At 52.4% G+C, this 21,220-nt stretch carries 15 protein-coding genes; 4 read left to right on the forward strand and 11 right to left on the reverse strand.

Annotated features, from left to right (window positions below; all coding sequences use genetic code 11):
* Positions 1-79 precede the first annotated feature (79 nt).
* Together HCG48_RS07955 and HCG48_RS07960 are read right to left on the reverse strand one after the other, a co-directional pair.
* Positions 80-337, reverse strand: coding sequence for a hypothetical protein (locus HCG48_RS07955; protein ID WP_168568676.1), 258 nt, complete (start codon positions 335-337; stop codon positions 80-82).
* Positions 338-431: 94 nt separating this feature from the next.
* On the reverse strand, positions 432-1,268 hold the full coding sequence (locus HCG48_RS07960; RefSeq protein WP_168568677.1) for a dienelactone hydrolase family protein: 837 nt from the start codon (positions 1,266-1,268) through the stop codon (positions 432-434).
* Between the two features lie 377 nt (positions 1,269-1,645).
* Here HCG48_RS07960 and HCG48_RS07965 point away from each other — a divergent pair, with 377 nt between their 5' ends.
* Together HCG48_RS07965 and HCG48_RS07970 are read left to right on the forward strand one after the other, a co-directional pair.
* Positions 1,646-2,284: a YqiA/YcfP family alpha/beta fold hydrolase gene (locus tag HCG48_RS07965; protein WP_168568678.1), complete on the forward strand. Its 639-nt coding sequence runs from the start codon at positions 1,646-1,648 to the stop codon at positions 2,282-2,284.
* A gap of 385 nt (positions 2,285-2,669) precedes the next feature.
* Entirely contained in the window at positions 2,670-5,357 is a 2,688-nt protein-coding gene (locus tag HCG48_RS07970) for a CHAT domain-containing protein (protein WP_210437196.1), read from the forward strand.
* Between the two features lie 176 nt (positions 5,358-5,533).
* Here HCG48_RS07970 and mfd read toward each other — a convergent pair whose 3' ends face one another.
* Entirely contained in the window at positions 5,534-9,040 is a 3,507-nt protein-coding gene (mfd, locus tag HCG48_RS07975) for a transcription-repair coupling factor (protein WP_168568680.1), read from the reverse strand.
* A 170-nt stretch (positions 9,041-9,210) separates the two neighbouring features.
* Here mfd and HCG48_RS07980 point away from each other — a divergent pair, with 170 nt between their 5' ends.
* Both HCG48_RS07980 and HCG48_RS07985 read left to right on the forward strand, forming a co-directional pair.
* Positions 9,211-10,545 carry a hemolysin family protein gene (locus HCG48_RS07980; RefSeq protein WP_168568681.1) on the forward strand — a complete coding sequence of 445 codons (1,335 nt, stop codon included), beginning with the start codon at positions 9,211-9,213 and terminating at the stop codon, positions 10,543-10,545.
* 139 nt (positions 10,546-10,684) lie between these two features.
* Positions 10,685-11,443: an SDR family NAD(P)-dependent oxidoreductase gene (locus tag HCG48_RS07985; RefSeq protein WP_168568682.1), complete on the forward strand. Its 759-nt coding sequence runs from the start codon at positions 10,685-10,687 to the stop codon at positions 11,441-11,443.
* 286 nt (positions 11,444-11,729) lie between these two features.
* Here HCG48_RS07985 and HCG48_RS07990 read toward each other — a convergent pair whose 3' ends face one another.
* From HCG48_RS07990 to pilM, 8 genes are all read right to left on the reverse strand, one after another.
* Complete coding sequence (locus HCG48_RS07990) at positions 11,730-13,100, reverse strand: FAD-dependent oxidoreductase (RefSeq protein WP_168568683.1); 1,371 nt, start codon at positions 13,098-13,100, stop codon at positions 11,730-11,732.
* 92 nt (positions 13,101-13,192) lie between these two features.
* Positions 13,193-13,921, reverse strand: a complete 729-nt coding sequence (locus HCG48_RS07995; RefSeq protein WP_168568684.1) for a Uma2 family endonuclease — start codon at positions 13,919-13,921, stop codon at positions 13,193-13,195.
* A gap of 114 nt (positions 13,922-14,035) precedes the next feature.
* Positions 14,036-15,112 (reverse strand): threonine-phosphate decarboxylase CobD, encoded by a 1,077-nt coding sequence (gene cobD / locus HCG48_RS08000; protein ID WP_168568685.1) that lies wholly within the window; start codon positions 15,110-15,112, stop codon positions 14,036-14,038.
* Positions 15,113-15,138: 26 nt separating this feature from the next.
* Complete coding sequence (gene hbs, locus HCG48_RS08005) at positions 15,139-15,417, reverse strand: non-specific DNA-binding protein Hbs (protein WP_168568686.1); 279 nt, start codon at positions 15,415-15,417, stop codon at positions 15,139-15,141.
* 449 nt (positions 15,418-15,866) lie between these two features.
* Positions 15,867-18,218, reverse strand: coding sequence for a type IV pilus secretin family protein (locus tag HCG48_RS08010; RefSeq protein WP_168568687.1), 2,352 nt, complete (start codon positions 18,216-18,218; stop codon positions 15,867-15,869).
* A gap of 181 nt (positions 18,219-18,399) precedes the next feature.
* A complete protein-coding gene (locus tag HCG48_RS08015) occupies positions 18,400-19,227 on the reverse strand; it encodes a hypothetical protein (RefSeq protein WP_168568688.1) in 828 nt (275 codons plus the stop codon).
* Between the two features lie 23 nt (positions 19,228-19,250).
* Positions 19,251-20,060, reverse strand: a complete 810-nt coding sequence (locus tag HCG48_RS08020; protein WP_168568689.1) for a PilN domain-containing protein — start codon at positions 20,058-20,060, stop codon at positions 19,251-19,253.
* Between the two features lie 6 nt (positions 20,061-20,066).
* Positions 20,067-21,179 (reverse strand): type IV pilus assembly protein PilM, encoded by a 1,113-nt coding sequence (gene pilM / locus HCG48_RS08025; RefSeq protein WP_168568690.1) that lies wholly within the window; start codon positions 21,177-21,179, stop codon positions 20,067-20,069.
* Between the last annotated feature and the right edge of the window lie 41 nt (positions 21,180-21,220).

The raw sequence follows: 21,220 nt of genomic DNA on the forward strand, positions 1-21,220 counted from the left end.
TTTTGAGGAAAAAGTTTGAGTTGCACCCACTTTGACGGTCATTTGAGTTGTCAAGAGGATTGACACCCCTCAATCGGGCTTAATATAATGCAGCTTCGATGCGATCGAACGGGACGAACAACTCGGTCATCAATAACGCGGGTTTGGTCTGAAAAATCAGGTGACCGCGATGGGTATAGCGATCGATCGCCACCCCAAGCGGACGCTGGATCGCTTCGGGATGAACTTCTTTGTAAGTGCGGTACAGATGACGAGCTGCCCGCAGCACCTCGGGTTCGAGCAACTCGGGCGATTCGGTAGGGCGATCGGTTGGCGGTTTCTCAGAAACGGAGACCACAAGCTTTCCCCCGGTATTCTTGTAGGCAGATCCCTCGTGGGAGGGATTAGCCGTTATTCTAATCGAAGGACTGCGCTTTGAGCAGGGGGGCGAATCAAACCACCCCGTATTGTTCAAACCAAACGAGCAGTTTTTGCCAAGCGTCGCGGGCGACTTCTTCCCGGTAGGTGGGGCGATAGTCGGCGTGGAACCCGTGGGGGGCGTCGGGATAGACGACGATCTCGGAATCGCTGTTTCCGGCGTCGAGGCGATCGCGCATTTGCTCCACTGTATCGAGGGGAATCAAATCATCTTGACCGCCGTAAAGCCCCAAAATGGGAACGGTGAGGCTTTCGGCAATATCGACCGGGTGTTGCGGCGTTAACTCGGTAGACTCCCCTACCAGGCGCCCGTACCACGCGACCCCCGCTTTGACCTGGGGATTGTGAGCCGCATACAGCCACACCACGCGCCCGCCCCAGCAAAAGCCCGTAATCCCGACTTTGTCGAGATTGCCCTGACTGCTCGTTTCCGCCCAAGTGAGAGTGGCATCTAAATCGGCCATCACTTGCTCGTCGGGGACTTTGGAAACCACCTTTTCGATAATTTCCTGAATTTCAGTCATTTGAGACACATCGCCCTGTCTGGCGTACATTTCGGGGGCGATCGCCAAATAGCCGAGTTTGGCAAAACGGCGACAGACATCTTGGATATGTTCGTGAACCCCGAAAATTTCTTGCACGACCAAAACCACGGGAAAATCGCTGCCCGTGTCCGGCATGGCGCGATAAGCGGGGATTTTACCATCGCTGACCGGAATTTTGACTTCTCCGGCAATCAAGCCCTCACGATCGGTGAAAATCGTCTGGGAAGAAATCGGACGGGCGCACAAGGCAAATCCTGCCGCCAACGTGGACATGACGATAAAATTTCGACGGGTAAAACGGGTCATTCCTAGCTGTTCCTCAACTCTAGAGGATTATTCTAGGCGAGGGTTCGGCAATTGTGGCGCCGGGATCCGAGAGAGGGTCTGAGAGTGAGGGCGATCGCCCGTTTTTCCCATTCTTGACTTTTATAGCCCTCCTCAATCGGTTGCAAAATTGGTTGTAGGGCTGGAGACAGGACATTGCATGGCCGTGTCCTTACGGACATCCTTGTGAGTGGGAGCATCCTTCGGCTACGCTCAGGAACAGTTGCTCCCTACTTGAGTGACAAATCATTGAGAACGGCTATATGCATTTTAAAAGAGAAAAAGCTTATCAGTGAAGTAGAATATTACCTAATGCCGAGTGGAGGCGATCGCCACCATCGATACTCCATGCAAGTATAATGAAATCCACCTATTTCTACTTACACGGTTTCGCTTCCAGTCCCCAATCGAATAAAGCCCGCCAGTTGGGCGATCGCTTTGCCGAACGGCACCTCACCTTGCACGTTCCCGACCTCAACTTCGGGAACTTCACCCATCTTACTTTCACCCGCCAGTTAGAACGGGTCAGCCGCCTATTTCCACCGCCCCCGAGTCCGGTCACCCTCATCGGTTCCAGTTTTGGCGGTTTAACCGCCTTGTGGTTGGCGCAACAGTCCACTCAAGTCGATCGCCTCGTTATCCTTGCCCCCGCCTTGCGCTTTCTCTATTTTTGGCTGCCCACCCTCGATCCGACGGCCCTGCACGATTGGGAAGCCCGGGGCTATTTGGATGTCTACCACTACGGCGAAGGGCGAGACGTTCCGCTTCATTACAATTTTGTAAAAGACTTGCAACAATATCGCGACGAACGGCTCGGACGATCGCGCCCGACCCTAATTTTACACGGACAACAGGACGAAGTGATTCCGATTCAAGCATCCCGGTCGTTTGTCCGCGATCGCCCCTGGGCGAACTTAGTCGAACTCGACAGCGACCACAGCCTCGCGAACGTCCTCCCGGAAATTTGGCACGAAATTCGCAATTTTTGCCAAATTTAGGGCGATCTACAATGGGTCACGAAAGAGAAAAAAATAGCCGAGGCGATCGTCCGAGCCATCGACTTTTTCAGAACCTTTCTGATACGATCTTCTCAGAAAGATAAACTGTATTGATAGCCGATCGACGAGTAGGGGCAATTCGCGAATCGCCCCTACTCGGGAATATTTACAAAAGTATCCTAAATAAGCAAAACGCTTAGTAGGTATTTCTAATGAGCTATTCATACTCTTCCTGAGGGGTGAAATTTATTTAGATGGGATGCCGTTAATTCGCTGATTCAAGCTGTGATTCCTATTTCCACGGCGATCGACGAACCGATTGGGTAGCTCACGAATTCGAGAAGTACGATCTAAAAATCGATAAATCTTGCGAGGATCGGAATCGATGAAAAGAAAAAGATGGGGACAATGGGGGCGGCGATCGCTCGGCGCATTCGTTTTATTCTTTTTATTGGGAATAGTATTAGGAATAACCGTGCCGATCGCAACTGCGCAACAGCCCCACGGACAACCGCGATCGATCGCCCAAGTCCAAATCGATGCACGATCGACGATCGATCGCGCCCGGGAGGCGTATCGTTTGGGCGACTATGAGACGGCGGTACAATTGTGGCAACAACTCGCCCGAGAATTTGAGGAAGGGGGCGATCGCCTCAATGCGGCGATGGCGTGGAGTAATTTGGCGTTGAGCGATCGCCAATTAGGACGTTGGGAAGACGCGAGGACGGCGATCGCGCGTAGTTTTAGCCTGTTGGAAACGACGGAAAAAAGCGGCGATCGCGATCGCGTTTGGGCGCAAGCGGCGGACATTCGCGGTGAATTATACCGAGGAATGGGAGACTTAGAAAATGCGATCGCCAGTTGGCAAGAAGCGGCAAAACTTTATCAGTTATCCGGTCAAAACGATCGCTTATTAAATAATCAGCTCAATCGGGCAGAAACTTTACAAGATTTAGGACTCTATCCGCGCGCCTGCAACGCCTTTTTAACAGCTTTAGAAATAGAAAGTCAAGACTGCGATCTTTCCGATTCTCAATTCGAGCAGTTTGTGAATTATTTGTGGAACGATCGAGAACTGAGCGCCCTCAAGCTGCGGGGGGCGATCGGGTTGGGAAACTTGTTTCGGTTGAGGGGAAATTTAATTGATTCGGCGACAATTTTATCAAAAACTGCCCAATTAAGCGCTCGGATCGACGATCGCGCCTTACAGGCGATCGCTTATTTAAGTTTGGGGAATACTCAGCGTTTTCTAGATGACAAAGAAGCGGCATTTGCCAGTTACGCGCGATCGGCACAATTGGCGACGTCCGAATTTTCGCAACTTCAAGCGCGACTCAATCAACTGAGTTTAACCATCGCCCTCAAACCGGAGAGCGAATCCACTAATTTAGCGCGAGAGTTAGAAAATCAAATTGGCATTGTTCCTTTAACACAACAGGGAATTTACGCTGAAATTAATTTTGCTAAAAGTTTAATTCAACTGGCGACTAAAATCCCAGAAAGTCAAGAGAGTCCCGATCGTTTTGCCGAGCGATCGCGGGAAAACTTCGATCGCGCCGAACGGATTTTGCAAAGGGCGATCGATCGCACTCGCCAACTGGGGAACGCGCGCGCCCAAGCGTATGCGTTAGGAACGTTAGGCAAGCTTTACGAAGCCCGACAGGACTGGGATCGAGCGATTCAATTTAGCCTGCAAGCACTACAATTCGCCCCGAGTTATACCGCCCCGGATATCGCTTACCAGTTTTTATGGCAGTTGGGACGACTCGAAAGCCACACCGGAGATCTGGACGCGGCGATCGCCCATTACGGCGAAGCGGTGAAAACCTTGCAAGCTTTACGCAGCGACCTGGTGGCGATCGGGGACGAGGCGCAGTTCTCGTTTCGGGAAAGTGTGGAACCGATTTATCGAGAATTCGCGGCTTTGCTGCTGCGGCGCGATCGTCAAGTCAGCCAAGCCGATTTGATTCAGGCGCGCGAAGTTGTAGAATCCTTGCAATTAGCAGAACTCGATAACTTTTTCCAAGATGCTTGTTTGGACACCCAACCCGTCCAGATCGATCGCGTAGACGAGAAAGCCGCCGCAATTTATACAATTATTTTGAGCGATCGCCTCGAAACGATCGTCTCCATACCCGGAAAGCCTTTAAAACATTACACCGCCGAAGTCGATCGCCCCACGGTCGAAGCCGAAATCGAAGCCATGCGCTTGTATCTCACCGATCCGCGACGGCGCAGCGCGATCGATCGCTTCCAACAGATCTCCCAACAAATTTACGATTGGATCGTCGGTCCGGCGTCGGTCGATCTGGAAAGGAATGCGATCGAAACCCTCGTTTTCGTCCTCGATGGCGGTTTTCGCAACCTTCCCATGAGTGCGCTTTACGACGGCGAAGGATATTTGATTGAAAAATACGCGATCGCCCTCACGCCGGGGTTGCAACTGCTCGAACCAAAACCCTTACAGAGTCAAACTCTCAGCGTTCTCACCGCCGGAATTAGCGAAGCCCGTCAGGGGTTTGTCGAACTTCCCGGCGTCGAAAGCGAACTCGATCGCATCGCCAACAAATTGCCGACCAAACGCCTACTCAATCCCTCATTTACCGAAGCGAATTTCAAAACGACCCTCGATCGATCGTCATTTCCCGTCGTCCATATTGCCAGTCACGGACAATTTAGCTCCGATGCCGACCAAACTTTTATTCTCACGTGGGACGATCGCATCGACGTTCGCGAATTCGATACGTTGTTACGACGCAACGCTCAAGGGGCCGAACCGATCGAATTGCTAGTGTTGAGCGCCTGTCAAACCGCCTCCGGAGACAAACGCGCGGCGTTGGGACTCGCCGGAGTCGCGGTCCGTGCGGGGGCTCGCAGCACGATCGCCTCTTTATGGTATGTGAGCGATCGGGCGACGGCACAACTGATGACGGAATTTTATCGCCAATTGAGCGATCGCCCTCAGAGTAAAGCGCAAGCGCTGCGAGGGGCGCAGCAAGCCTTATTGCAAAGCGAGGAGTTTTCGACCCCTTATTTTTGGTCGGCGTTCGTTTTAGTTGGCAATTGGTTGTAATGCCGATCTCGCGCCGAGCAATGATACAATCGGCGCGATCGCCGTTGACTCTCCCAGTTTCTTGTTGTATTCATCTCCAATCTTTGCAACGCCCGTACCAGGCCAAATTCGAGGGAAAATCCCCCCTGGTAGGGGCGATTCGCGAATCGCCCCTACCAGGGAGAATATCGGGACAGTTAACTGGCGGCGATCGCCGTTTCCGGTAAAGCCCCTTGCATTTTGCTCAAAATATCGATCAGATACTCCAATTGTTGTTCGCGGCGCATGAACGACAGACCCCGGGCGCTGACTCTCCCTTTACTGTAAACAAACTTTTCTTGAACGCTGGGGCTTAAATTTGCTTTGAGTACATTCCAGGCGGGCTCCTCCATCGGCGTTTCCAAAATAATATTTTGACCTTCCGGTTTAATGCGAGAGAAGCCCAACGGTTTAGCAATTTGCTTGAGTTCGACAATTTGCATTAACTGTTTGACCGGATTGGGAAGCGGGCCGTAGCGATCGCTCCAATCCGCCGCAATTTGAGTTAACTCCTTGCGCGAACTTGCCGAGGCAATTTGACGATAAGCGACCATCTTTTGATCTAAATCGGTAATGTAATCGGTGGGAATAAACGCCGTCATCGGTAAATCGACCTGGGTTTCTTCCACTTGGGGAATTTCTTGACCGCGAATTTCTCGGATCGCTTCTTGCAGCATTTCCATATACAAATCGAATCCGATCGCGTCCATTTGACCGGACTGTTCCGCCCCCAACAAATTACCGACGCCGCGTATTTCCATATCCCGCATCGCCAATTGATAGCCCGAACCCAATTGGCTGAACTCCTGAATCGCCCGCAGTCGCTTGCGCGCGTCGTCACTCAACACTTTATCTTTGGGATAAAACATCCAGGCGTGGGCTTGAATTCCGGCGCGACCGACGCGACCGCGCAGTTGATACAATTGCGACAAGCCGAAACGATGGGCGTCCTCGATCAAAATCGTATTCACCCGAGGAATATCCAAACCGGACTCGATAATCGTGGTACAGACCAAGATATCCGCCTCGCCGGAACTAAACCCGAGCACGATCGATTCGAGTTCCGACGCCGCCATCTGACCGTGGGCGATCGCGATCCGGGCGCTGGGGATCGTTTGCTGTAAAGACGCCGCCAACTCGTCGATCCCTTCAATGCGCGGCACCACGTAAAACACCTGTCCGCCGCGATCGAGTTCTTGGCGGATCGCCGTCCGCACGGTTTCCTCGTCGTAAGGGGCTAAATGGGTTTGAATCGGGCGGCGAGACGGCGGCGGGGTCGTAATCAAACTCATTTCGCGAATGCCGGACATCGCCATGTATAACGTCCTCGGAATCGGGGTGGCGCTCAAGGTCAGCACGTCTACCTGAGTTTTATAACTCTTAATTTTTTCCTTCTGGTTGACCCCGAAACGCTGTTCTTCGTCTACCACCAGCAGTCCCAAGTCTCGAAATTTGACCGTTTTGCCCAAGATCGAGTGAGTTCCGACGACGACATCGAGTTCCCCAGTCGCGAGGCGCTGTTGGATGTCGCGCCGTTCTTGAGCAGTCCGGAAGCGGTTGAGCAGAGCGACTTGGATCGGGTAGGGAGCGAATCGCTCTTTGAGCGTGTGATAGTGCTGTTGAGTGAGAATAGTGGTGGGGGCGAGCAGGGCCACTTGTTTTCCGGCGGTGACCGCTTTAAAGATGGCGCGGATGGCGACTTCGGTTTTGCCAAAGCCGACGTCGCCGCAGACGAGGCGGTCCATGGGGCGATCGCCTTCCATGTCCCGTTTGACATCTTGGGTGGCTTTGAGCTGGTCGGGAGTCGGTTGGTAGGGGAAAGAGTCCTCTAATTCTTGTTGCCAAGGCATATCGGGCGGGTAGAGAAAGCCTTGCTGTTTGGAGCGTTTGGCGTAGAGGTCGAGCAGGTCCACGGCCAATTTTTTAATGGCTTTGCGGACTTTATTTTTCGTTTTCTCCCAGGCTTTATTATTTTGGAGTTTGTTGAGTTGGGGTCTACCCCGTCCGGTTTGACGAAAACGGCTCAAGGAATCGAGTTGATCGACGCGGACTTTGAGTAAGCCGTCGGCATATTTGACGGCGAGATATTCTCGATTTTCGAGTTTTTCGAGTTTGATAAATCTGCCGATTCCGTGGTGGCGGTGGACGACGTAATCGCCGGGACGGAGTTTGTTGGGATCGACTTGGGTAGATTTGGCGCGTCGGCGTTTGCGGATGTAGCTGGGGGTGGCGAGCAGGTGTTGACCGTAGAATTCACGATCGCCGAACAGGGCAATCCGAAAGGCGTCGAGGACGAATCCTTCGATTTCGGCGAGTCCTTTGTAACGCACGGCGATCGGAGTATGCTCGATTTGCAGGCGATCGATCGTGCGGTAATCGCGCGGGTTGGCGACGAATTGGGCGGGACAGTCGTGTTCTTGCAGCAGGGAAACCGATCGCGACGGCTGGGCGGATACGATAAAGATGCCGAAGCGGCGATCGCGTTGTTCGCGGATCGCTGCGGCCATTTTCCCGAATTGGTGCGGCATCACCGGAACCGGGTGGCTGTCGAGATTGTAGGGTTTTTGGACGTCCGGATGGGCGGGTCGGGACTCGGCGAGTTCGCTCAGGTAGAGGCGATCGAACCCTTCGGTCTGCTCGAAAGTGTCGGCGATCGCCTCGTGGAAGCGCGCCAAGGGCGGATAGCCGGGAATGTCGTGATTTTGGGCGATTTGATAGTGATCTTCGACGATTTGGAACCAGCGATCGCCGTGGGCCTGGCATTGTTGCGGTTCGTCGATCGCCACTAGGGTATCCGGCGCCAGGTAGTCGAGGATCGAGGCGGGGCGATCGAACGCCAACCCCAGCAACCGCCCGATCCCGCGCGCGCCCTCCCCAAAGCGATTCTCGTCGGCAACTTCTACAGGGGCGATCGGCGCGAGTCCGGCGTCGGTCAGTCCCTCCTCGATCGCCGGACGAAAGCTCGTGGGGGTAAGGACGAGGCGATCGATCTTGTCGAGCGATCGTTGGGTGGACGGGTCGAATTCGCGCATCTGTTCGAGGTCGTCGCCGAACCAGTCCAGGCGCACGGGTAATTCCGCCGACACCGGGAAAATATCGACAATATCGCCGCGCCGACTCCACTGACCCTCCATTTCGACCAAGGGGACGCGATCGTAACCCAAACGCGCCAGTTTTTCGTCGATCGCCTTTCCCTCGCACGTCGTTCCCGGCGTCAGCGTCCAGCAGTACGGCGCGAACCGATCCACGGGCGGTAAATGCGGTTGTAGCGCCCTCTGGGTCACCACGATCGCCATCGACGGGCGATCGCCCCCGTCGAGATCCCCCAGCGCCAGCAAATCCGCCAACACTTGCAACTGTCCCCAGATCGTCTCCGATTCCGGGTCGAAAGGTTCGTAAGGCGACGCCTCGGAAGTCGGGTAAAAATGCACCGTTTGCCACCCCATCGCCTCCAACTGGGCGGCCCAGCGACTGGCTTCTTCTAAAGTCGCCGTCACCACCACCAGGGGTCTACCCCCCTCTTGCGCCAGGGTCGATGCAATCAACCCTTTCGGTAAACGTCCGATCCCGTCGAGCTGGATGCAGCGTTGTTGCTCCAATTTTGCGAGCAGTTCCGTCGCCAGGGGCGATCGTCCGAGAGTGCGGAGAATTGAAGAAAACGCCATGACTTATCCGGTTGCCTCAATCTGTCTGAACCCTTATTTTAAAGGCGAAGCCCTCGCCAACAAAGCGATCGATCGATTCATCCAGACGCGATGACGAGAAGCGTTCCTTTGGATATTAGGATACAAAGACGATAGGCTAATTACGCCATCAGCCCCAGGCAATCTCAGATATGACCTCTATCACCTTGGAAATTTTTGTTATCCTGATCCTCATTCTCGGGAATGGAGTCTTCGCCATGTCCGAGATTGCCATTGTCTCGGCCCGCAAAGCCCGCCTCCAGCAATGGGCCAATCAAGGCAATAAAAAAGCCCGCACCGCCTTAGACCTCGCCAACTCCCCCAACCGCTTTCTCTCCACCATTCAAGTTGGCATTACCTTAATCGGTATCCTCGCCGGAGCCTTTGGGGGCGCCACCCTCGCCGAAAAACTCAACACATCCCTCACCCAAATTCCTTTAATCGCCCCTTACAGTGGACCGCTTTCCCTCTTACTCGTCGTCGTCAGCATCGCCTATCTCTCCCTGATTTTTGGCGAACTCGTCCCCAAACGACTCGGACTGACCTATCCCGAAAAAATCGCCACCCTGGTCGCCTCTCCCATGCGGATGCTCGCCACCATCGGCGCCCCGATTATCCACTTGCTCAGTTCTTCCACCGAATTGACCATTCGCCTCCTGGGACTCGAAGCATCCGAGGAACCCCTCGTCACCGAAGAAGAAATTAAATTACTGCTCGAACAGGGAACAGAAGCGGGAACCTTCGAGCAAGAAGAACAAGCCATGGTCGAACGAGTCTTGCGGTTGGACGATCGCCGCGTCCGCCAGTTGATGACCCCGCGACCGGATATCGTCTGGCTCAATTTAGAAGATTCTGCCGAAGAAAACCGCCACAAAATGACCGCCAGTACCCACACTCGCTTTCCAGTCTGTCAGAGCGTTCTCGACAATGTTTTAGGGGTCGTTCAAGTCACTGATTTATTATCTTTGAGTCTCAACGGACAGCCGATCGATTTAACCGCCTGTTTGCGTCAACCCCTTTACGTTCCCGAAAGTACCCGCGCTTTAAAAGTATTGGAATTGTTCAAACAATCCGGCACTCACATCGCCCTTACGGTGGATGAATACGGAGTGATTCAAGGCTTGGTCACCCTCAACGATATTTTAGAGGCGATCGTCGGCGATTTACCTTCCGTAGACGAACCGCGCGACCCGCAAATTACCCGCCGCGAGGACGGTTCCTGGTTGTTAGACGGAATGCTTTCTGTAGAGAAGTTTCGGGAACTGTTCGACCTTCAAGAACTCCCCGGCGAACATCGCGGCAATTACCATACTTTAGGCGGTTTTATTATTACTCACCTCGGACGCATTCCGATTACCGCCGATCATTTTGATTGGGGAACGCTTCGTTTTGAAGTGATGGATATGGATGGCAATCGAGTCGATAAGGTCTTGGTGATTCCGATCGCCAAAGAGGAGAAATCTACAGATCTAGAAATTTCAACTTAAATCAGCTTAAATTAACTTGAGCTGAACTTGAGCTGAACTTGAGCGATCGTGTTTTTTGCCTTTTTTTACGCCATCGAAGACCCGAGATTTTCCTCGAATCTTATCGATTGACTCTCCCGTGGATCTCTTCTGATTTTCAATGAATCATCTCAACCGCAGTGCTTTAATTGTCGGCGCCAGTCAGGGAATTGGCTTGGGGTTTCTGTACAAATGTCTCGAAACTCCCGAAATTGCTACGATTTTTGCCACTTATCGCGATCGCCACTCGGCGGATCGCTTATTCGATTTATCCCGCCAATTTCCCCAAAAATTGACCTGTTTGCAAATGGAGATCGCGGACGAATCGCAAATTGAAAGGGCGATCGCCCAAATACAGCAATCTACGCCCTATCTACACTTCGTCATCAACTGCGTCGGAATTTTACACGAAGGCGACTTGCAACCGGAAAAAAGTTTGCGCCAAATTGACTCCGATCGGCTCATCCGCTACTTCCAAGTTAACAGTATCGGCGCGATTTTATTGGCGAAACATTTACTTCCATTGTTTCAACACGACGATCGCAGTATCTTCGCGACCATTTCCGCTAAAATTGGCAGTATTGGCGACAACCATCTCGGCGGTTGGTACGGATATCGCGCCTCGAAAGCGGCGTTAAATATGTTGTTGCGAACGGCGGCGATCGAATACCGTCGCAAGCGGTCTAAGGCGATCGTGGTCATGCTGCATCCAGGAACGACAAACACGCGCTTGTCTCGACCGTTTCAGCGTAATGTTCCTCCGGAAAAGTTATTCTCAATTGAGCGAACTGTATCCCAACTGTGGGAGGTGATGGAAAATTTAGAAGAACAGGATAGTGGTGAATTTTTTTCCTGGGATGGAACTCGTTTACCGTGGTAATTCTAATCTGGAATCGAGGGATAAATAAGTACCCTGGAGGGATTTGGTGACCCAACCCCTACAAGATTTTTATATATTTTCTTTACAGCATTTTCCTCTGCTATATACGACGTTTAGATCCCCCTAAATACCCCTTGAAACGGGGGACTTTCCTCGTTCCCCGCGAAATCCCCCCTTCGCCCCCCTTTCAAAGGGGGGTTGGGGGGATAGGGGGGACGGCACTATACCTCACAAAATCGCCAAGCTCTGTATAAACAGTCTCTAAAATCTCAAACCTAAAATCCCTTCACCTTCGCCAATTAAACCAAGTTTCTAATAAAGTTTGCCATAAAGATTGACGATCGCGCCGTTTTTGTTTCCACTGTTGCGCGGTTTGACCTTCAATTCGCGATAAACTCGGCCATATATAGGGTAGGGAGGCGATCGCCTCGACCTTCAATCCCTTTTGCATCGCTAACACAAAAGGATGAATCAGTTCGCTGGCTTGACTCCCAACTAAATGCGCGCCGACAATCCGACCATTCCTTGTCACCAAGATTTTACATAAACCTGTCGGTTCGTCTCGCAGCTTGCCGCCTGGAATATCTTTATAATAGTCTCGCAAGATTTCTAGGTCGTTTCCGTATTGGGTTCGTGCTTGGGGTTGGGTCAAACCGACGGTCGCGAGTTGGGGTTGGGTAAATAAGACCCGGGGAATCGGGCGATCGCCGATTTTAAAGATCGGTAAAAATAAGGCATTTTTAACGGCAATCTTCGCCTCAACTTCGGCGCGATGAGCTTCTCGATACCCTCTATAGCTACTATTTATCGCATAAACTCGCGGGTTACTAGTTTGAAATTTGCGATTAACTAGCAACTCTCGATCGGCGAATTCCACGCCGACGCGATCGAGGTTCAAGCCGTCGAAATCCGGTGCGACGCCACAGGTGAGAAGGAGGCGATCGGCGGCGATCGCGCGATCGCCGTCCGCCTGTAAGACGATCCCCTCTCTACTTTGCGTAATTTCGCGAATTTGGGTGTCTGTCAGCACTTGAATGCCTGCGGCTTCTAACTCGGCTCGAATCAGTTGGGCCGCTTCCGGATCTTCTTCTGCCAAGAGGGCGGGTTCGGGAGTCAGCAACGCGATTTCGATGCCTATTTTGCATAAAATCTGCGCGATTTCTAAGCCTTCGCGATCGCTACCGACAATGGCGATCTTGTTCGGGAGGGGACCGTCTCGCAGACGGGCGATCGTTGCTGCACTCAGATATTCGGTTTTGACCAATCCGGGAATGGGGGGAATGTGCGATTTGGGGGCGACGGCGAGTAAATAGGTTCGCGAAATCAAGCGCCGCCGTCCGACTTCAAAGGCGAGTTTGGGTCGCGGAACGAACTGTCCGTTTCCGAAAATGATGTCAACCCCCAAGGTGGCGAGAATTTCGAGGGACGGGGTGGCGACGATCGCCTCGGAGACGAGGGCGGACCAGTCGAGGCGATCGCTTAAATTGCCGCGATCGCCGCCTAGCAGGCTATCTGGGAACAATCCTGGATAAAAATGCTGTCGGGGGGTCTCGGGAATCACCAAGCCGATCCGCCCTTTATATCGAACGGCGGTGACGGCTGCCGTAATGGCTGTAGGAGTTCCACCAATAATAACTAAATCGTAGTCGAGATTCACGATACAGTAATGTTTAATTTGAGGAGCATTTAAAACTCATAATTAGTAAAATAAGGGGTTGCAATACCGATTTGAGAGGGTCTCAAACCCCGTTAAAGGGTATCGGGATCGATCCCCAGTTCTCGCAACTTCTGCCCTAGGCGATCGGCGCGATCGCGCTCGATTTCGGCGCGTTCGTCCCCGGTTCGCAGGATCGTTCCATCCCGGCGACACCAGCGCAACCAAGTTTCTAATTTTCCTTCAAATTCTCCCTCCCAAAGACGCAAACCGAGGTCAATTTCAGCCAACCACGGCTCTTGTAATTTATGGTAGTGAGTGGCTCCCCGTGCGAAGACCTGTAATTTCTCTTGAGTGAGGAACTGTAACGGGTCGAACACTACGTAATAACCAACTCCTGCAGATTCGTACAGATTCAATTTATTCCCTAACTCATTCCCGACGGCATTCGAGACAATTTCGATCGCCACTTCCGGGAGTTTGCCAAAATTCCAGGTGAAATACGAGCGATTTTCTTTTTCGCTCCAATCTTCGGGAATCGCAATCCCAAAACTGAGCAAAACATCGGGAACTAACGGGGGAATTGACTTGCCATAAAATAACCCGACATTGGCCGCCGCGAGAAAGGGTTGGCGATCGCGCAGATCGCTGTAGAGACTGGCGACGAGTAGGCGCTGCTGTTTCTCGCTGACTAAATTATCCACTGGGCAATCGTCCTCAATTTCGATCTGTTCGAGATCGGCTTTGATGAATTCCCACTCGGCGGAATAATCAGTCGCGGTTTTCTCGGAAATGACGGGGTTGCGATCGGTCTGACTTGTCATCAGTTATTCCAGCCAGTGCGTCTTTTTGATTCTATCTAAAAGGAATAGATCGTTGGTTGGTTGTGTCCGTTTTTAGTTTTTGAACGAGGATCGCGCCTTTGAGAATTTTCCCGTTTATTCCATGATTTTTGTTAAGCCTCGCAACAGTTTTTGATTGTCGGATTCGGAACGAACGGCAATGCGAAAATAGCGATCGCCTAATTCGGGGAAACTGAGGCAATCGCGGATTAAAATACGGTCGTGTTTGAGGAGTTGTTCTTGCACTTCGCACGCGGAGCGATCGCAGCGAACTAAGAGAAAATTGGCGGCGCTGGGGTAGGGGTGCAGTGTGGGAATCGCCGTCAATCCGTCGAATAGGTTTTCGCGGGCCTTTGCTAACCAGGTGAAGGTTTGCGCTTGGAAGGGGCGATCGCCCAACACGGCGCGAGCGCTGGCGGCGGCTAAACTATTGACGGGCCAGGGGTCGCGCCACTGCTGCCAGCGTTGCAGGCGATCGGGGTGGGCGATGCAGTAGCCCAAGCGCAAACCGGGAAGGCTGTAAAATTTGGTCAGCGATCGCACGATCGCCAAGTTGGGGTGAGTTTGAATCAATTCGATCGCGCTTTGTTGGCGTTCTGGAGTCAGAAAGTCCATAAACGCTTCGTCTACGACGACTAAGGCGAAGGAGTCGAGATAGGGGAGGAGATCGGTTTGGGAAAATAAGCGCCCGGTGGGGTTGTGGGGATTGTTCAATAATAACCCCATGTTTTGGGGAGCGATCGCCGGATGTTCGGTCAGTGTGGGGGCGATCGTCCATTGTTCGTCCACGACGGACAAGGGAACGGTCACGACCTGCGCCCCTACGGCGTCGAGCGATCGGCCATAGTCTCCAAAGGCGGGAGTGAGTAAAACCGTCGCCGCCAGGGCAGACAAGTCCCGAGCGGCCCAGGTCAGCAACTCGGCGGCTCCATTTCCCGGCAAAATCCAGTCCGGATCGAGGTCGTGAAAGGCACCGATCGCCGAGCGCAACTCCCGATAGTCTGGATTGGGATACGCCGCGATCGTACTTAACTGGCTTTGGATGGCGGCGATCGCCGATGCGGGCGGACCCAACGGATTAATACTTGCTGAAAAATCCAGAATAGAGGAAGGGGGACAGCCCGCCAGTGCTGCTGCCCAGGCTAAGTTTCCCCCGTGTGCAGGTCGTTTCAAGGATCGACAAACCGTTTAGGTCGCCCTTACTTAGGGGCCACCCGTTCTTTGAACAGCTTGCCTGCGGAGAACGCGGGAACCCTTGTCGCCGGGATTTCCATTTTGTCTCCCGTTTTCGGATTGCGACCTTCGCGCGCTTTCCGCTCGCGCGATTCAAAGGAACCAAAACCGACTAAGGTTACTTTGTCGCCGGAGGAAACCGCATCGATGATCGTTTCTAAGGCTGCCGTCAACACGGCATCGGCTTGTTTTTTCGTGACACTCGCCTTGTCGGCAACGGCATCAACTAATTCACCTTTATTCATGCCAATACTCCTTGACTTTTGTTCGGAAAAGTGTTAAGCAACCGCGTCGATCTCGAACGAGAGCGGCGATCGCCTAGAGATTTTGGGGGATTTTGCCGAATAAATGGCTGAAACTCCCACAGACTCAACTTTTCACTGCATTATTCTAATGTCTGCTAGCCCAATATGGATCGATGAAACCTTTAATTTATATGGATTTGGGCATTTTTTTTTGTAAAGACTCGGGCCGCCGGGGGCGATCGCCCGGTTGGCGATCGGTTTTTTGTAATGCTAAACGTAGCAACACAAAAAATAATGCAATCCTTATCCTTACTGAAAAACCCCTGCTATCTGGATAGCAGGGGTTTGACTTATGGGTTAGTTTAACATGCCCGGGCTGGGAAAATCCGTTGAAACGGCGAGAAATTCGGCTAGAACTTATCCCAACTGGTGAATGAGGGGCGATCGTCTTATCGATTCATCAGTTGTCGGGCCTCCGGACCGGGACTGTAGCCATATCCGTAGTTCGCCATATCCGAATCGTCGAGAATCTGAGGCGTCAGCAAGACGATCACTTCCGCCCGTTCGTTAGTTTTATTGGTACTGCGGAATAAGGAGCCAATTAAAGGTAAATCACCCAAAATCGGGACTTTACTCACCGTCGTCCGGTCTTGGTCTTGAATAATCCCCGAAACAATCAAAGTTTGACCGTCGCGTAAGCGAATCGTACCTGAGTCAAGACTTCGGGTTTGAACGAGAGTGACAAACCCTCCACCTCCTGTATCTTGTTGTCCGATAGGAGAACTGACCGTTGGATTTAACCGAAGTGACACGAAGCCATTATCGTCAATCCGTTCGACTGCCACATCTAGAGTCAGTCCGACATCTGCAAATTGAGCATTTCGGGTTTCGCGAGTTCCAGCATTGGTGTCAGTAAAGACAACTTCAATACTTTCAACAACTTGTTGGGTGAGTGCAACGCTGGCTTGTTGACCCTCTTGTACCACCAGGGTCGGATCGGTCAAGATCTTGGCATTCCGACTGAGAATCTGCGCTTGCAGAGTAGCTAAGAAACGCTGGGGATATTTGAACAACCCAGGCAAACTAAATTCAGCGCTACCGACTTCAATATTGCCATCGTTATCCACTGTAAAAACTTCGTAATCCGAGACGCGAACCCGCAAGGGGTTGTTACTCACCGGAGGAAGGGGACGCAAGAACAGTCCGCCCGATCCTGGAGCAGTCAGAGGGACATTAATCGTATTTTCGCGATCGAATTGGGTCTCACCTTGGATGGGGTTGTTAATTACGGGAGGAACGATCAAACCTTGGGTCGCCGAAGCCCGACTCGGGGGATTATAGCCGCCAAAGTTAACGGCTGCCGCTCCACCATCATTGACAAAAAAGGTGTCGTTAATTCCAAAGGAGAAACTGGTATTAAATTCGTCGCTATTGCTGAGGTTGACGTCAATTACCTTGACATTGACGGCCACTTGTCGCTGACGGACATCGAGTTGACTCAGCATCGCCGTCGCTAATTGCACCTTGCTCGGCGGCCCGACAATCGTGATCGAGTTCGTGCGCTCGTCACCAGAGATTAAAACCCCTTTTAAAGGTAAAGCGGCATATCCGACATAAGGCTCTTCAAGACTATCTGCTGCGAGCAATTCAACTCGGGTTGTGGTGTTCGTGAATTGCTGAGCCGTCGCTCCTTCCCCAGTGGTCACGATTTGGGTGGTCGTACTGACTTCATTGCGTTCTGCCCCTTGAGCAACTAAGAAGTTCAAAGTGGGCAAAAGTTCGAGTTGATTGAGTCTGAGGGTACGGGTAACGACGTTGCGGGCGCTATCGGGGAGGCGTGGGCCGACAAAGATGGTCGATCCAACTCGATTAGATTCAAGTTCTGCCAAGCGCAGAATGTAGTTAAAAACGTCGTTAATACTTTCGTCTTGAATGTCGAGGGAAATCGTGCGCGTACCGATTTCTACCGCTTCGGTACTTTCTTCGCTGAGTTCGCCAAAATCACGAGTGACTGACGTTCTTGGGGCACCTGGATCTTCACTGGTATCGTAACCGGGAACGTAAGCGAGGTTGAGTCCGGCGGCTCTGGCGAGTAAGGCGAGGACGTCTCTAACGGGGGCGTCGCGCAAGACGAGGCGATCGATCCGTTCCCCCGTACCGAGATTGATAGCTTCTACGCCGGGAATGACATTAGAAATAGCGATGTCACCGACGGGAGGGGCGACGGCGCGGGGTAAAAACGGGGGCGGTTGTTGCTGGCTGACTCTGCCGTTGTTGGCGGTGGGTAAGCCGTCGATGGTGACGTCTGGATTGGGAACCATCACGTCCGGCTGTCGTTGAGCCGTCGAGGGAGGGGGTGGGGGGGTGGTGGTGCTGGGAACGGCTGCGGTGTTGCCGCCTGTGGTGTAGCCGAGTAAAATTCCGCCGGAGTTGGCTTGGTCGATGGTCACTTGGGGGGGGCTATTGCTCCCGGTGACGACGACGCGGATGCTATTGGCATCGAGGGGGGTAACGACGACGGATGTAATTCCGGGGGCGGGGTTGTTTTCCCGGAAGCTCTGACCGCCGGGTAAGCTGAGCTGGGCGTTGACGATATCGGCGACGACATCGTTACCGCGATTGACTGTAAAGACTTGGGGACGATCGCCCCCACTGCCCTCAAGGATGACTTCGACGCCGCCGCCACTTGGATTCAAGCGCACTCCGGTCACTTGCGTGGGTTGCGCCCAGGCGGGCTGGGCGATCGCGATCGCGATCGCGCTGGCTCCAAAAAGATAACCGAGTGCTAATTCCTGTCTCACCGTTCCCTCCTCCCTTCGATCTACTAAACGCTAATGAAATTTCCAACCATGAAAACGATAACGGTTTAGTCGCTAGTCTGAAGCGATCGCCCGCAATTGTCAATCAATGATGAGGCAATTTTTGTTTTTCGCAACATTCCCTTCACCGACGGCGATCGCCTTTCAAGAAAACCAAACCCCTTTACTGATTTTCTTCGCCTTCCCCTTCCTCTTTCGGAGGTGGCGGAGCGGCCAGTTTTTGCAACTCTTCTTGAGATTTCGGCACGATCGCCAATAACTTAAACGACGTATTCAGTTTGGGCGTTTCTTGTCCTGTAATTTGGCCGCTCGGATCGACAAAAATCTTCTGACTTTCGGGAGTCAATTCGGAGGTGAATTGGTCGATCGCGATCAATTGTTGCAGCCGTTCGATATCTCTGAGCGTTTCCCGAGTCTGCTCGAAATTCCCCTGCATTTTCAACTCGCGGCTAGTCCCTTCGATCGCCTGAGACAGACTTAACGAAGCTGCCGTCGGTGCGGCGGCTGCGTTGTCGCCCTCTGCTCCCCCCGAAGATTGATTGGCAGCAGCTTGGTTTCCTCCGGCAGCTCCCGCCTCAAAAATCCAAGCATTATCCAATTTTTCTTGAGGTTTAAATAACTCTAATTTCGCCCCTTGCTTCGGCTTGACGATCGCGTTGATATCGAGCAACAACGTTTCTAAACCGCCTTGCTGCGAAAATAACGCCAATACATTTTCTTTACGCTGTTTGACCTCTTCCAAATTATTGCGGGCAGCTTCCAACCTTTTCACCCGCTCTTTCGTCGCTTCGATCTCTCCTGTTTTACTGTCGATCGAAGCTTTCAGCTCTTGATTTTGGCTCAATGCGGGCAGCAGCAACTTCCACACCAAAACCCCAGCCAAAGCGGCGCCGAGTACCCCAAAAGCAATCCCTTGAATTTTGGGCGTTAACACCACTCCGGCAAACACAATACTACCCGGAGGAGGGGGAGCCTCTTGCGGCTCTTCCATCGGTATAAACTCGTCACTGAATGTCATCGTTCGAGTACCCCCAATCCTTCAAGTGTTTTAATCCGAGTGGTCAGACCGTCAGCTCCATTGCGTTGGAGTTCGGCCAGCATGGTAGCGGCTGGTGCATTGCTCACCCGCGCCGTAATCGTATACTGCACGACTTTGGGCAGTTGAAACCCGTCCGGAGGACAAGTCACGTCCGTATCTTCAAACTTTTTATCGCATTCGATCGCCGTGGGATTGTCAACCAATTCGGCGACCACCAGTTCGGTCTGTTCGTCTACAAAAAACGGCGAGCTTTTCAGGGTCAGTACGAAGTCGTTGACCTCATCAAAGGACCGCGACAAGCCGGAAATTGTCACTTCTTGTCTGACAATACTCCAGGGCGAATCGCTTTGAATCTCGTCCCCTTCGGCTTTGTCGAGGGTATGCTCCATTTTGCTCACCTGAACCCCGACGGGAACTTGTTCGCGCAATTCTTGCAACAAAGCCGAGAGCGGTTTGAGCGAGGTATTAAAAATATTGGCAAAAAATGTAACTTGAGTCTGAATTTGTTGGATTTCGGCATTAATGGCTTCGAGTTCTTGAACCCCTTTGCCCAAACCGTCGAGTTCGCTTTGGAGTTGGGCTTCTTCTTGGCGCAAGCGACTGTTATCGCCTTCGATAAACGCCCAAAATCCTAAGACTAAAGCAATAGAAGCCACCCCGGCTCCCAGTCCGATCAGTTGGATCGTGCGGTCTTTCCCGGTGGAGGGCGCACTCCCCCGAGGGGCTTTGGGTTCTTGCCTAAACCCGGGGCGATCGTTGAGAAAATTAATATCTAGACTGTACATGGTCTTTTAGGTCTCCCGCATGGCTAACCCCAGCACGACTCCCAATCCCGGGCGCTGCAACAGGGGTAATTGTTCTTCATCGACTTGTAAAGCGAGATTCTCTACCGGATCGATGACCGTGGTGAGCAAACTCAATCGTTGATTGAAAAATTCGTCAATGCCACCGATCGCGGCACCCGGTCCGGCGAGCATGAGTTGCGAGACTTCGAGCCCGTCACTCTGATTGACATAAAAATCGATCGACCGCCGCAGTTCGTCGGCCAGCTCGGACAGAATTTTAATCATGGCCTGGGTTCCGGGGTTATTTCCCCCCATTTTACCCGAGCCGGAAATTTCTGACGGGTTGGCGGGAATGTTCATACCTTGGAGCATGTCTGTATTGCGCGACGGCGGTAGGTTCATCGCTTGAGATAAGGCGGTCTGCACTTGGTACATCCCGATCGTAATCGTGCGGGAAAATTGGGGGATACCATCGACGACGATCGCGATTTCCGTGCTGTCAAATTGTAAGTCGGCAATGACGACGGCTTCTTCTGGAGCTAACTGTAGCAGTTGGTTGCGAATTGTTCGCAGCAGGGCAAAACTGGTTAAGTCGAGAACGTCGATTTTTAAACCCGCTTCCTGAAACGTATTCAAATAAGTATCGGTGACTTCTTTGCGGGTGGCGACGAGCAGCACTTGGACTTTATCGATCCCATCTTCGTCGGTAAATTCCCCCAGAGGTTGATAGTCTACATCCGCTTCTTCTCTCGGGAAAGGCAAATACAATCCCGCTTCTTGGTTCATGTATTCGCGCATTTCTTCGGCGTTTTCTAACAAGTCTTTAGGAACGGGTAAAATTCGGATCGTTCCTTCTCTCGCGGGGATGGCTGTCGCGACACTTTTCGGCTTGATATTGTGTTCGGCGAGGGTATCGTGCAAGAGCAACGCCAGTTCGGGAGGGTCGGCAATTAACCCTTCTTGAATCACCCCTTCAGGGACTTCGGCAGTGGCGTAAACTTCCAATTTATATCCCGGTCCGGAGGGGCGTAGTTGCACGATATTAATCCGTTCGGGGGCGATTTCCACGCCGATGCCACTAGACCCTTTTGAAAAAAGACGTTTTAAGGCTTGAATCACGTAAATCTCCTGGATGGTTGGAAGCCCTGCTTCTTTAAAGC

This window comes from Oxynema aestuarii AP17, from assembly GCF_012295525.1.
In the GTDB taxonomy this organism is placed as follows: Bacteria; Cyanobacteriota; Cyanobacteriia; order Cyanobacteriales; family Laspinemataceae; genus Oxynema; species Oxynema aestuarii.

Excerpts from the sequence above, each read along its gene's own strand:
- HCG48_RS08020 (WP_168568689.1), bottom strand. The coding sequence starts at position 20,060 with ATGTACAGTCTAGATATTAATTTTCTCAACGATCGCCCCGGGTTTAGG.
- HCG48_RS08015 (WP_168568688.1), bottom strand. The coding sequence starts at position 19,227 with ATGGAAGAGCCGCAAGAGGCTCCCCCTCCTCCGGGTAGTATTGTGTTT.
- mfd (WP_168568680.1), bottom strand. The coding sequence starts at position 9,040 with ATGGCGTTTTCTTCAATTCTCCGCACTCTCGGACGATCGCCCCTGGCG.
- HCG48_RS07995 (WP_168568684.1), bottom strand. The coding sequence starts at position 13,921 with ATGACAAGTCAGACCGATCGCAACCCCGTCATTTCCGAGAAAACCGCG.
- HCG48_RS07980 (WP_168568681.1), top strand. The coding sequence starts at position 9,211 with ATGACCTCTATCACCTTGGAAATTTTTGTTATCCTGATCCTCATTCTC.
- HCG48_RS07965 (WP_168568678.1), top strand. The coding sequence starts at position 1,646 with ATGAAATCCACCTATTTCTACTTACACGGTTTCGCTTCCAGTCCCCAA.
- hbs (WP_168568686.1), bottom strand. The coding sequence starts at position 15,417 with ATGAATAAAGGTGAATTAGTTGATGCCGTTGCCGACAAGGCGAGTGTC.
- HCG48_RS07960 (WP_168568677.1), bottom strand. The coding sequence starts at position 1,268 with ATGACCCGTTTTACCCGTCGAAATTTTATCGTCATGTCCACGTTGGCG.
- HCG48_RS07970 (WP_210437196.1), top strand. The coding sequence starts at position 2,670 with ATGAAAAGAAAAAGATGGGGACAATGGGGGCGGCGATCGCTCGGCGCA.
- HCG48_RS07985 (WP_168568682.1), top strand. The coding sequence starts at position 10,685 with ATGAATCATCTCAACCGCAGTGCTTTAATTGTCGGCGCCAGTCAGGGA.